General features: G+C 40.7%; 12 protein-coding genes. 6 read left to right on the forward strand and 6 right to left on the reverse strand.

Annotated features, from left to right (window positions below; genetic code table 11):
• Positions 1-91 precede the first annotated feature (91 nt).
• Positions 92-652: a (2Fe-2S) ferredoxin domain-containing protein gene (locus tag VB693_RS04480; protein WP_323265213.1), complete on the forward strand. Its 561-nt coding sequence runs from the start codon at positions 92-94 to the stop codon at positions 650-652.
• Positions 653-850: 198 nt separating this feature from the next.
• Here the strand turns inward: VB693_RS04480 and ftsH3 are convergent, their stop codons facing one another.
• From ftsH3 to VB693_RS04495, 3 genes are all read right to left on the reverse strand, one after another.
• Positions 851-2,692: an ATP-dependent zinc metalloprotease FtsH3 gene (ftsH3, locus tag VB693_RS04485; RefSeq protein WP_323265214.1), complete on the reverse strand. Its 1,842-nt coding sequence runs from the start codon at positions 2,690-2,692 to the stop codon at positions 851-853.
• Between the two features lie 76 nt (positions 2,693-2,768).
• Positions 2,769-3,569, reverse strand: a complete 801-nt coding sequence (locus tag VB693_RS04490) for an aminotransferase class IV (protein ID WP_323265215.1) — start codon at positions 3,567-3,569, stop codon at positions 2,769-2,771.
• A 259-nt stretch (positions 3,570-3,828) separates the two neighbouring features.
• A complete protein-coding gene (locus VB693_RS04495) occupies positions 3,829-4,614 on the reverse strand; it encodes a hypothetical protein (protein ID WP_323265258.1) in 786 nt (261 codons plus the stop codon).
• 390 nt (positions 4,615-5,004) lie between these two features.
• Here VB693_RS04495 and VB693_RS04500 point away from each other — a divergent pair, with 390 nt between their 5' ends.
• The 3 genes from VB693_RS04500 to VB693_RS04510 all read left to right on the forward strand — a co-directional run bounded on the left by VB693_RS04500 (position 5,005) and on the right by VB693_RS04510 (position 7,471).
• Positions 5,005-5,460: a hypothetical protein gene (locus tag VB693_RS04500; protein ID WP_323265216.1), complete on the forward strand. Its 456-nt coding sequence runs from the start codon at positions 5,005-5,007 to the stop codon at positions 5,458-5,460.
• A gap of 150 nt (positions 5,461-5,610) precedes the next feature.
• The gene (locus tag VB693_RS04505; protein WP_323265217.1) at positions 5,611-6,519 is read left to right on the forward strand and encodes a hypothetical protein; all 909 of its coding nucleotides are present in this window, start codon (positions 5,611-5,613) and stop codon (positions 6,517-6,519) included.
• Positions 6,506-7,471 (forward strand): hypothetical protein, encoded by a 966-nt coding sequence (locus VB693_RS04510; protein ID WP_323265218.1) that lies wholly within the window; start codon positions 6,506-6,508, stop codon positions 7,469-7,471. The genes VB693_RS04505 and VB693_RS04510 overlap by 14 nt, the downstream gene beginning before the upstream one ends.
• Positions 7,472-7,515: 44 nt before the next feature.
• Here the strand turns inward: VB693_RS04510 and VB693_RS04515 are convergent, their stop codons facing one another.
• Entirely contained in the window at positions 7,516-8,736 is a 1,221-nt protein-coding gene (locus VB693_RS04515) for an acetate kinase (protein ID WP_323265219.1), read from the reverse strand.
• A gap of 100 nt (positions 8,737-8,836) precedes the next feature.
• Between VB693_RS04515 and VB693_RS04520 the strand changes: the two genes are divergently transcribed.
• The gene (locus VB693_RS04520) at positions 8,837-9,202 is read left to right on the forward strand and encodes a hypothetical protein (protein WP_323265220.1); all 366 of its coding nucleotides are present in this window, start codon (positions 8,837-8,839) and stop codon (positions 9,200-9,202) included.
• 645 nt (positions 9,203-9,847) lie between these two features.
• Positions 9,848-10,207 (forward strand): hypothetical protein, encoded by a 360-nt coding sequence (locus VB693_RS04525; protein WP_323265221.1) that lies wholly within the window; start codon positions 9,848-9,850, stop codon positions 10,205-10,207.
• Positions 10,208-10,258: 51 nt separating this feature from the next.
• Here the strand turns inward: VB693_RS04525 and VB693_RS04530 are convergent, their stop codons facing one another.
• Both VB693_RS04530 and pyk read right to left on the reverse strand, forming a co-directional pair.
• Complete coding sequence (locus tag VB693_RS04530; protein ID WP_323265222.1) at positions 10,259-11,260, reverse strand: transaldolase; 1,002 nt, start codon at positions 11,258-11,260, stop codon at positions 10,259-10,261.
• Positions 11,261-11,402: 142 nt separating this feature from the next.
• Positions 11,403-12,833, reverse strand: a complete 1,431-nt coding sequence (gene pyk / locus VB693_RS04535; protein ID WP_323265223.1) for a pyruvate kinase — start codon at positions 12,831-12,833, stop codon at positions 11,403-11,405.
• Positions 12,834-13,027 lie beyond the last annotated feature (194 nt).

Consider the following 13,027-nt stretch of genomic DNA (forward strand, 5'->3'; position numbering starts at 1 on the left):
CTTTGTGCCTGGAGTGGTTCAATATTTTTTTTACCACAGAGCCACAAAGACACAAAGTATTTTCTAACCGAAACTTTTTGGGTTATTGAACATGGGTGACAAGTTTCTAACGTTATCAGAGTTTAATCTTGAGGGTGATTTCTTAGGTTTTATTGGCAATAAACCTAAAAAAATTAAATACTTAAGTTTAGCAATTCCCTCTGGAGATGTGTTAATTAAACTACCAAAAAAATTACGGACTGCTTTGAGTTCATCTTTAGAAATAGGTGAACGAATTAATATTTATGGGGTCGGTAAATTAAATCGATATAAAGGTACAATTAAACTCAAAGCTTATCAAGTAACAACACTTAGCGATGGGCTACGCTCCCATCTCCATGAAGATTTACCACCGCAACCATCAGCCAAGATTATGGTGTGTCAAAAATCTGGTTGCATGAAACGCGGTGGTAAAGGTTTATTATCAGATTTAGAACAGACTTTGTGCGATCGCGGTTTACTCGACAAGGTAACTATCGAACACACAGACTGTCAAAAACGCTGTAGCAGTGCGCCCAACTGTGTTTTAATGCTAGGTAAGAAGAAATACAAGAAAAACTGTCCAGAAGCGATCGCCTCACTGTTGGAACAACACTTCACTCAACTCTATTAGATATCTTTGCAAAATACTGTAGAGACGTAGCGATACTCCTTCTCTACAAGGGTTCTGGCTAACGCTAATAACGACTCTACAATATTTCAATCAGCAGAAAAACTTTTATCATTAAAAAATGGGGGCTTCCTCACCAGAAAGACCCCATTTTTTATGTTTTTCAGCACTTACTTTAGTGCTGACTACAAACTTGCAAAACTAGGCAAACGCGGCGGTTTTCACATCGTTATTTACCAGAATTTCTTGCAATTCATCGGCATCTACAGTTTCTTTATCCACCAGCATTTGCGCGATTTGATCTAAAATGTGGCGATTACTGACTAACACGTCTTTAGCGCGATCGTAGGCTGTGTCTACTAATTTACGAACTTCTTCGTCAATAGCAGCCGCAGTTTCTTCGGAGAAATCACGCTCTGACATGATATCGCGACCGAGGAACATATTACCTTGTTGACGACCGAGGGCGACAGGGCCGAGTTTATCGCTCATCCCAAATCGGGTAATCATTTGACGCGCTACACGAGCAACTTGCTGTAAGTCGTTGGAAGCACCCGTGGTAACTTCTTCTTCACCAAAGATAATTTCTTCAGCTAAACGACCACCTAAAGCCACAGCCATCTGATTTTCTAGATAGGCGCGGCTGTACAAGCCGGTATCCATGCGGTCTTCGCTGGGGGTGAACCAAGTTAAACCACCAGCACGACCACGAGGAATGATGCTGATTTTTTGTACTGGGTCATAGTCGGGCATCAAAGCACCAACTAAAGCGTGACCGGCTTCATGATAAGCTACCAGGGTTTTGCGTTTTTCGCTCATCACCCGGTCTTTCTTCTCTGGTCCAGCTAAGACGCGATCGATGGCATCATTGATTTCATCCATCGAAATTTCGGTCAAGTTGCGTCTTGCTGCCAAAATTGCGGCTTCATTCAGCAGGTTAGATAAATCTGCACCGGTAAAGCCAGGGGTACGGCGAGCAATTTTATCTAGGTCTACGTCTTTCGCTAGGGTCTTACCACGAGCATGAACTTTGAGGATTTCGCTACGTCCAGCATAGTCGGGACGGTCTACGACGACTTGACGGTCAAAACGACCGGGACGTAATAAAGCTGCGTCTAGTACGTCAGGACGGTTGGTAGCGGCAATAATAATAATGCCGGTGTTACCTTCAAATCCATCCATTTCGGTGAGTAACTGGTTAAGGGTTTGTTCCCGTTCATCGTTACCACCACCTAAACCTGCACCCCGTTGACGACCTACAGCGTCAATTTCATCGATGAAGACGATACAGGGAGCATTGGTTTTAGCTTGCTCAAATAAGTCACGGACGCGGGATGCACCCACACCAACAAACATTTCCACAAACTCAGAACCGGAGATGGAGAAGAATGGTACACCTGCTTCCCCGGCTACCGCACGCGCCAGGAGGGTTTTACCTGTACCGGGAGGGCCTACTAGTAGCACACCTTTAGGAATTTTTGCACCGACGGCGGTAAAGCGATCGGCATTTTTCAAAAAGTCTACAACTTCGTTTAGTTCTAATTTGGCTTGGTCAATACCGGCAACATCGCTAAAGGTAACTTGAGTTTGCGGCTCCATTTGCACCCTCGCCTTGGACTTACCAAAGTTCATGGCTTGGCTACCAGGGCCATTTTGAGCGCGACGGAGTAAGAAGAATAAGCCCACCAGCAGTAATACTGGGAGGAATAAGCTGCTTAGTGCCTTGAGCCAGAATCCGTCTTCGCTTTGAGGTAAAACGGATATATCAACGCCTTTGGTAGTAAGAGTATTTATAAGGTCTGGGTCGTTGACTAAAGTAACAAGTTTTTTACTGGGGTCGTATCTGGGTGTTACCAAAGCGGTAGAACGGTCTGCACTTAAGCTGACTTTTTCTACTCTACCTTTTTCAACTTCTTGAATAAATTGGCTATATCGCCATGTTTCCCGACTTTCGCGCGGTTTATCAAAAAAAGCTGTGCCAAGTGCAATTACAACAATAAATAGCAGCGCGTACAGCCCCGCATTTCTCCATCTTTTATTCACTGAGGTTGATCCTCCCGTATTTGTGTGCGTAGGGCATTATTAGAATTATGTTAACTTATCTTAAGGTATAACAAAATCATTCTTCTGTCATGCTAAATAATAGTCCCCTAAGTTTTTGAAAGCTTGGATGGTAGGGATTATATTGTAGCGACCCTGTAGGCTGATTAACGGTATGTATGGGGATAATTTCCACCACACTATTAGTGTAGGCGATCGCTTCTAAGCTTTGGACGAATTTAGGTGTCCAAGGTTCTTCTCGCACCACCTGTTGATGATTGTGTAGCCGACTCATTAATTGCTGACGGCTAATTCCAGGTAATATACCCGCAGTTAATGGTGGTGTCCACCAGCTACCATTAACCCACCCCCAAAGATTACCTGTGCTGGTTTCTAGCCAATTTCCTGTGCCATCTACCAGAATGGCTTCTTGGGCATTTCCTGAGACTGTGGTTTTAGCTAGCCAAGCACCCAGGTAGTTACCAGTTTTATGAGAAGGAAGACTACGAGAGCATTCTGAACTAGCAACAGCACAAGCGACACCGTGTTTTTGCTTTGCTGCCAAATCCTCTGGTAATATTCTGCCAATTATCCATTCCCTACCATCGGGGAAGATCGTAATTCTGAGAACGGGGAAGTGCGTTAACATTGCTTCTGCACCTTGGCGTACCAGTTTCCAGTCTGGTTGTTGCCAACTAAAAGCTTGTAGGGAGAAAAGTAGGCGATCGCAATGTGCCTGCCAGTTAGTTAAACTACTATCTAGCGAATTGTCATACACTCGTAAAGTTGTAAAAACCGTTGCACCATACAGTAACCCTGGGTCATTAATATCTAATTCCAGAGTGTGGGACTGAATTAAACTACCGTTGTACCAGAACATTTTGGAAACAGGGGACTGGGGACTAGGAATTTTAGATTCTAGATTTTAGATTTTGGATTGAATAATCGAAAATCCACTCATTGCAAATCCACTCATTGAAAAGCTGGGGACTGGGGACAGAGAAAATGACTAATAAACTTCTTGCATAAATGCTGAAGCTGTCATGTTGAGTGAAGCGAAACATCTCAAAGATTGTACATTTCATTCAGAATGACACATTTGATTTTCAGACTTTTGTAAGAGGTTTAATGACTAAAATTTAATCTTTTGGTGGCAATTTAATACTATTAGTACCGTCGGGGTTGGTGATTACTGCTCCCCCTAATTTCTCAATAGCACTAATTGCTCTTTTACGAGTTTGTTCATCAACTGGATTACTTAATATCATTGACCAAGTAGCAATCTGGGCATATTTACTATCAGGGTTACTGCTAAGAAACTCGGCAGTTTTCTGAGAAGTGAAAACTACAAGTTGACTTTCTTCATCTTTATATTCACTAGCCCAATTAGCTGCTGTTTCAAAAGATTTCTGGGCAGCTTGAGAATTTCCTAAAAATAATAACTCATCAATACCTTTATAACGCCAAATATAATAAGATTTCTCTGGAACATGAGGAGATAAGGATTTTAAACCTTCTTCTATTATTGCTATTGAGCGTTCTGGCATGGCAGCATAGATAGATGTACTGCTAGAAAGACTCAGATAAGCTGCTAAAAATTTGGGGTCACGTTTTAAAATAACTTCAAAATATTCTGGACTTAGACTGTATCCAGTTCTCTCACGGACTTCATCATCACCAAAGTATTGCAAAAAATTTAGATAAGCCCAGTTTGCAACTAAATTATCATAGCCAAAACTGGGCGTTTGCTTGAGTAGATTTAGCCTTAATGTTTCTTGCTGTAGTCCTTTTTCTAAAGTATCTAAAGGAATATATTCCCGACTATTTAATAATTTTTGTAGCCTAGGCGATTGCATAAAGCCAATCCCTAAGATACATAAACTCACTACAAGAGGTGTTATGACACTTTGACGCGATATCAACATAGTTTTTCTATCTTTTTCGGCAGAGTTGCTCATTGTGTATAGTATTATTCCCGTAATAAGGTACTTCCAGATCAAAAAATATCTAAACTGTAGGGTGCGTCAGTATGAATAATTTCTGAGTATAGTTAGGTTCTATCGCACTGACGCACCCTACCCAACCATACAATTGCGGATAATTTATTTTTTGGTGTTCCCTAAGTCTTTTCGATAGTTAACGTAAATCCACACTTGATGATTACTTTTTATACTGCTTGTACTGTTTAATTCTAGATTATACACAGCTATTCCTTGTCATCTTTACTTAATTTTATGAAGTAAAGCTTGTCAAATTTCCCACATCTATTAGAATTGTACTCGTCTACATTGAAACCTTTGATCTTTAATTAGCTCATGGAAATTACTGTAAAAGAAGCGTCAGGTACAAACGGTCAACTTATCAAGGCTGAAAGTGGCAATTTTCAATCAATCATCAAGCAGCTAAACTCTAGTAACCTGGGTAGTAACAACATTATTGATGCGATGAAGGCAGCAATAGCTGAAGTTGTCGAGTTAGAAATTACTACTTGGGTTGTAGAACCATCTACTCAGTTAAATGAAGAATTAGAACCTAGTACAACATCTGCTCAACCAGGTAACAGAATTTATACCAAGATAAATTTAATTGATGGCGATATTGAAAATGAGGTTGGTAGTCAATTTCTTTGTAGTGGCCCTTATGCAGAACTCCTCAGCTTTCATTTAGATCAAGTCAAGGATAGCCGAGAAATCATGCAAAAGAATATAGAAAGTGTGCATAAAGTCTATAAGATTCTGATGGAGATGGCAAATTCTCGCAGGACAATATAACTAATTAATACAATTTTTGGGTTGTTAAATTAGTGAATTATATAGCCAAATACCTACAGTGGAATATCTAGACTTGTAGGTTACTTTGCTTGTGATTGTAAAAACACCAAATTATTACAAGTTTTTGCCAAGATTAAAGAGGTAGTAACTGTGGTTAATAGGACTCAAGCTCAAGCTAGAGATAGTCTTGCAAATCAAAATGCAGATAAAATCAAAGTATCAAATACTACTCAAGGTAGAGAAGGAATTCAATCTAAGTCTATAAGTTTATTAAATAAATTTGTATCTTCGGTGCAGGTATTAGTTGAAGATATTACCGCATTAGAAGTCAATACAATGATTGTTAATAGTATTAGTGGTACTAAATTTAGTGCTTGGGAAGCATACCAAGAAATATATTCCATACATGATAAAGATTACTTTGATGTTATAGGAATTCCTGAAGAATTACACGATCGCTATAAAAGTTTATTTTCAGAATTAGAAAGAGAGTATTTCTATCTTCTCATTGAAGATGTAAATCACACAATGAATGATTTACAACATGAAAAAGTCAGAAAATATCATCAACGACTACATCTTTTAAAGGAACTTAAGAGAGGAAAAATAGTTGAATCTGATCCCAGATATGTAGAATTAGCTAGACCAATATTACCTGCACCTGCTCCAGTAATAGATGATATTAATCAGGAAAAGCAGAGGAACTGGGAACAAGAATGGCAAAGTAATTGTGACGAAATTCAAGCACTTTTAAATAATGAAAAATTTGTGCGGACACTGCGTAAAATTATTGAACTGAAAGCGGCTTTGGATGGCGGTGATGTTACTAGTAACAAAATTGATACAATTTATGCCCAAACTGTTATGCAGTTAGATGGTGATATTATCACCAGATATCACAAAGACCTATTCGATTTATCAGAAGATTCAAAAAATTTAATTCTGCAAATTCACAATGAAGGAGTCGTTGCTGGCGAAAAACAATGGCGGGGAATATTAGATTTCATGATTAATTTAGTAAAAAGTCTGGCAAATATATCTACGAATGGTCAACGATAAGACATACGCAAAGAGTCTTGCTGATGTTACCTTGGTTTTTTTATTGCCTATTCCTCAAGGTAATAGTGTTGAAATTAAGGTTGAACAGTCTCAATGTAGTTTCTACCTAAACCAGAAGATTGTAGAGCAAATTCAGCAAGCTCAGAAAACAGGTCTTTCTGTAAATATTCCGCCTAAGTTACTCATTCATCTTTGGTACTGTACTTGCTTTCAGCATAATTTTGTTCCAGATAGGAGAGTGGAACAAGATAAAAATAAAAGCACTAGGTCTTACTTGATTTTTCTCATGAACATCTTGAAAATATTGAGGAGTAAGTATTTACAAAATCAGACAAGCTTCCAGATTGGATGTACTTTTAATTCTTACTATAGCCCAAAGGAATTAACTGCCGAAGACTATCGAGAAAAAGACTGTCTTTTACAAAGTGTTGTCTTGTTTTATGGTGATGTTATCCAGAAAGTTAAAAAGGATTTTCTGCAAAATAATGCTAATTTAGTAAACGTTATTTCTGCTCATTATTGGTTGGTAGATCAGTTACTAAGTTCCTTAAGAAATAAGTTAAATATGCTAGTTTGGGAGTTCGCTTCCTTATTTCCCTCTGGATTCTTAGTTAGTAAAATAAATAAAGTAAATATATTTAATTCTAACAATAGTGTAATCTGGTTAATTTTGACTTGGTTAGGATTGGCTTTATTAGTTGCCACTAGCAGATATATAATTTTCAAACAACTCCAAAAACTGGCTGGTATTAATTATAAGTATCTCAATAGGTTGGCGTGGGGAATAAGTTGTATAATTCCGGCGATCGCTATATTTTTAACTCAAGAAATTCAAGCAATTGATATCATGCTCTTCTCAATTATATCAGTTGTTGTACCTCTAGTAATTCAGCAAGTTTTAAGTTTTATTTGGCCGCAAGTTTGGAAACTAATTTTGCGTCGTGTGCTGTGAAGATGCAATAAAAAGACGCGATTTATCGCGTCTCTACAAAATAATTACGAATTAATTAATAAATGCCAACATTCCTGAGCGATCGCCCAATCTTCTTGAGTGTGAATAACTAAAACTCTGACTGTAGAATCAGGGGTGGATATATCTTCATCTACAGGGTTGTTTTGATTTTTCTGGGGATCAATTTTTAACCCTAAAAACCCGAAGGCTTCAGCCGCAGCCTGACGAATTCCGGCGGATTTTTCACCGATACCGGCGGTGAATATCAATACGTCTAAACCTCCGAGACTCGCCAGCATTGAGCCAATATTAGCTTTTAAGCGATGCACAAAGATATCCCAAGCTAATTGGGCGCGGTAGTTACCTTGGGTAATAGCTTCCATCACTTGGGGTAAATCGCTGGATACCCCCGAAATACCTCTGAGTCCAGAAGCTTTATTTAATACGTAATCTAGTCTTTCGGCGGAGTAATTATGTTGCCGCATGAGGTAAATGATGATCCCCGGATCTAATGAACCGCAACGGCTACCCATCATCAACCCATCTAAAGGTGTGAAACCCATTGTGGTATCAATACTGCGACCATTTTCTACGGCGGCTAGAGAAGCACCATTACCGAGATGACAGCTAATAATTCGCAGAGATGCTAAATCTTGACCAAGGATTTGCGCTGCACGATGAGAACAGTATTGGTGACTGATACCGTGAAAACCATAGCGGCGGATACCTTGTTCTACCCACTCATAGGGGCCTGGATAGATAGCGGTTGCATCGGGTAGGGTGGAATGAAACCCGGTATCAAATACTGCCACCTGGGGAACATTTCCCAAGCTTTTTTCTATGGCTTCAATACCTTCTAATGCGGCGGGGTTATGTGCTGGTGCTAGGTTTGATAGACGCGCGATCGCCTGTTTTACTTCCTCTGTAATAATTACGCTATTACGGTAACTTTGCCCACCATGTACCACCCGATGTCCCACCACATCGATTTCTGATAATTCACCAATTACTTTGGTAGCACCGCGACTGAGGGTATACAGCATATACGCAACGTGTGCCTGACGGGAATCACCATAGATAGACTCATGTAGCTTTTGGCCTGTGGCGGTTGTCACCTCAATTTCTGCCACACCCCGGTCTTGAGTCCAATTAACTTTCCCTGTCCATAGGGGTTGGGGTGCTTCATTTGGCATAGCATGATCAGGGATTTCATACAGGCAACTTTTTTGGCTGCTAGAGCCTGCATTCAAAACTAGTACTTTCATTACTTTTGTGGATTTTAGGTTAGTGAAGTGTGAACTATATAGTTTCTAAATTTCCTGTATTTAATAATCTTATTACCGATAATCAGGGAGAAGCCAAGACGTGAACCGTTTCAAGAAGCTATCCTCAATCGTATTCCTGTTATTAGCCTTCATCTATCCGCCTGCTATGGCTGAAGCTAAGGATATAGGGACTAGTGACTGGGTGGAAAAAGGTCTTAATACTCAACTAATTGAGCCGGGTGTGGAGTCAGAGACAAATGTAGTTGGGGGAGGTGAAAGCGGAGAACTTTTGCTGGCTCACCGACGGTATAGACGGCATTATTATCGGCGATCGCGGCATAGACGGCATTATTATCGACGACGCAATCGTCATAGACGTTATTACGGACAATACTATCGTCATGGACGATGGCAGCGAGTCCGCGATCGTCATGGACGATACATATATCATTGGCGGCGATATTAAAGCAATTCGCAATTAAAATACCTTGAACGTCAACTGAATAGTTTGTGGGTTTCCAGCCCTCATTAATTGAAATTGCGATCTTCTCTACGTTCTCTTCTCCCAAAGGGAGACGCTACGCGAACGAGAGGCCATTACAAACGAGAACAAGCGAATTGTTTTGACATTCCCTGAATTAGAAAATTGGGGAGTGTCAATCTTTACATCTCGTAATAATTTGAAAAGCATAAATCAATCAAATCCTCTGTAAAATTTATGACGTATAAAACTGTATTTGAAAAAATATTTCATTGACTTAAATAGAGTTTAAAAGCAAATTAATATAAGTTTTACAATACTTTTGTAGTTAGACAAACTTAATATGAAAATAGGTCAAAAGCCTTTTATAGTCCAATATTTAGCATTAATATATATATTTTTATCCATCAAGATTAATAGTTATTTGTATTAAATATTTCTCCTATAGAATCAGTCAAATAAAACACCATAAAATTGAAATTTTTTATACAGCACAGCAAAAAATCAAAAATCTTAATCAAATAAATCAACCATATCTATCTTAAGATAGAGGTTTCAGTATACACACTTTATTAGTGTTCCTTTATGACTAAGTGTTACTGAATTGTTTTTTTACTAAGGAAAAATAAAATGAAAAGTTTCAAAAAGCTATCTTCGATAGCTGTATTGGTGTGTGCCTTCATTTATCCATCTTCAATAGCTCAGGCGAAGGATACTTCTTTGGATAACCTTTATACACAAGGTTTCGGCACAGAGACAAACTTCGTTGCACCTGAAAATGGAGAGCTACTCTTAGTTAGACGGGATGATGATGGTCGGCGACGGTATATCCGTCGGAGACAGAATGCGCGACGGCAGTTTATTCGGCGGCAGCAAATCCGGCGGCAAATCCGTCGTAGACAGAATGCCAGACGGAGGTTTATTCGGCGGCAGAATTTACGACCAGTATATATCCGGCGGCGGCAAATCCGGCGGCGTTACGATTACTAATGCCGTTAGTTAGGAGTTAGCTTAAACAACTAACTCCTAACGCCTAAAAAATTAATGACTGGCAACTACTCCTTCTAGATGAGTTAGTCTTTGTGCCAATAGTTTTTCTAAATCTTCCAGTGCTTTGGTAAAGCCTTTAATACCTTCGTCTAGTTTGTCGTATGCCATCCTGTCAGTAGCGTGCATCTTCTCGAAGGTAGCTTTATCCACAGCAATCTTTTCTATGCTGGAAGTAGGAGCTTTGGCGGGGTCAAGTTTGCGGGGTAGGTCGCCGATGGTGGCTTGTAATTCACCCAACAAAGCTGGGGAAATGGTTAACAAGTCACAACCGGCTAGTTCAGTGATTTCGCCAATGTTACGGAAGCTTGCGCCCATAACTTCGGTGTTATAACCAAATTTTTTGTAGTAGTTGTAGATTGTAGTGACTGATAATACACCAGGGTCTTCCGCCGAGGGGTAGCTATCTTTACCTGTTTCTTTTTTGTACCAGTCGAGAATACGACCGACGAAGGGAGAAATCAAGGTGATACCAGCTTCAGCACAAGCGATCGCCTGATGCAAACCAAATAGTAGTGTTAAGTTACAGTGAATCCCTTCTTTTTCGAGAATTTCCGCCGCTTTGATCCCTTCCCAAGTAGAAGCAATTTTTATTAAAACGCGCTCTGGGGTAATACCAGCCGCTTTATACTGAGCAATCAATTCCCGTGCTTTAGTGAGGGTCGCTTCAGTATCGTAGGATAAACGAGCATCTACTTCTGTAGACACACGACCGGGAATAATTTGCAGAATCTTCAGACCAAAGGCAACCGCCAAACGATCAAAAGCCAAAGTCACGATTTGACTTTGGCTAGCACCTGCACCTGCGTCTTTTTTTGCTTGCAGTAAGGTTTGGTCAACAATATCTTGATATTCCGGCATTTTGGCTGCTGCCGTAATCAGAGAGGGATTGGTGGTGGCATCTTGAGGTGTAAACTTTTCAATGGCTTGGATATCACCTGTATCTGCCACCACAACGGTCATTGTTCGCAATTGTTCTAGTAAATTTTTAGACATAAAATACTCCATGATTGTTGTTTATGTAGGATTTACAATTCCCCTCTTCTTCACACCCGTTCTTATTCCTTACAATTCTGATTTTGGCAATTTTTTTTAACTATTGCCGATTAGCTGAAGTCTCAGCTTCATTTTAGGGGTGTTAGGCTGTGATGGGCTGTCCAATAGAATGCACTTTAATTAAGCTAGTTGTTCCTGATTTACCAATTGGGACTCCAGAGGTGATTACTACTTTATCCCCTTCATGTACAAGACCTGTTCTGAGGATGGTACTAACCAAATTCGTGAACATTTCTTCAGCATTATAAACAGGTGGGATCAGCAAGGGTTCGACACCCCAAGATAAAGCCAACTGGTGATAGGCTGATTCATCGGGGGTTAAAGCAAAAATCGGTGTCTGGGGGCGGTATTTAGACACAAGTTGTGCTGTACTTCCTGATGAAGTGTTACACAAAATAGCCCGTGCGCCGGTTTCATAGGCGATACGACAGACGGCTTCGGCTACGGATTCAGTGACGCTGAGACTACCTGCATCATTTGTCCAGCAGTGTCTACTACCCTCTTGCAAAGACTTTTCCGTTTCAATGGCAATATCGTGCATCATCTGCACAGCCGCCACAGGATACTCTCCCACAGCCGTTTCCCCGGAAAGCATGACGGCATCTGTACCATCAAGGATAGAGTTAGCCACGTCGGTAGCTTCCGCACGGGTGGGATCGGGTGCGCCAATCATTGACTCTAGCATTTGGGTGGCGGTAATGACTGGCTTACCCGCTTGATTGCAACGGCGAATAATGTCTTTTTGAATCATGGGGACTTTGTGAATGGGCATTTCTACCCCCAAATCACCACGGGCGATCATAATCCCATCGGCGGCGGCAATAATGGCATCAATTTGCTCAACCGCCTCTGGACGTTCAATTTTGGCGATTACCCGAATTGACAAACCCGCCGATTCAATCATGCGCTGGGCAGGTTCTAAATCGTAGGGTGACTGGACAAAGGAAACAGCTACCCAATCAACACCTAATTCCATCCCAAAGCGCAAATCATGTAAGTCTTTTTCGGTGATGGAACTGACAGGTAAGCGAGTTAAAGGTAGGTTTACACCCTTACGGGTAGAAATTACCCCACCGATTTTGACTTGAGCATGAATATGGTCGGCATCGCGATCGCATACAATCATCTTCACTCGACCATCATTAATTAAAATCGGTTCTCCCGGTCGTACCATTGCAAACAAAGTCGGCAATGGTAAGGGTAATTCGTGAATGTTGTCACCCTTCTCTTTTAAGACAAAGGTAACTTCATCACCAGCTTCTACTGTTAACCCTTCTGGCGGTAAAGTTCCCAAGCGAATTTTCGGCCCACACAAATCTTGCAACAAAGCTATGGGCTTGTGTTTATCAGCACTGATTTGTCTAATATACTGAGCAGTTTGGGCATGGAATTCATAAGCCCCGTGGGAAAAATTCAGCCGCGCCACATTCATCCCGGCTTCTACCAACGCTTGCAGTCTGTCCGGTGCAGAGGTAGCAGGCCCTACAGTACAGATAATTTTTGTTCGACGCATAGGGGTGATGGTGTGAGGAGTTAGGGAACGGGAATCAGTGCTGAGTCATGAGTCATGAGTCATGAGTCATGACTCATAAGTGGCGGTAATGCTTTAGCACCCTCATCAGGAGTAAAACAAGTAGCAATGAGTGAGTTTACCCTTACTCAGCACTCAGCACTCAGCATTCAGCACTCAGCACTCAGCACTCAGCA

The organism is Anabaena sp. UHCC 0399 (assembly GCF_034931465.1).
In the GTDB taxonomy this organism is placed as follows: Bacteria; Cyanobacteriota; Cyanobacteriia; order Cyanobacteriales; family Nostocaceae; genus Trichormus; species Trichormus minutissimus.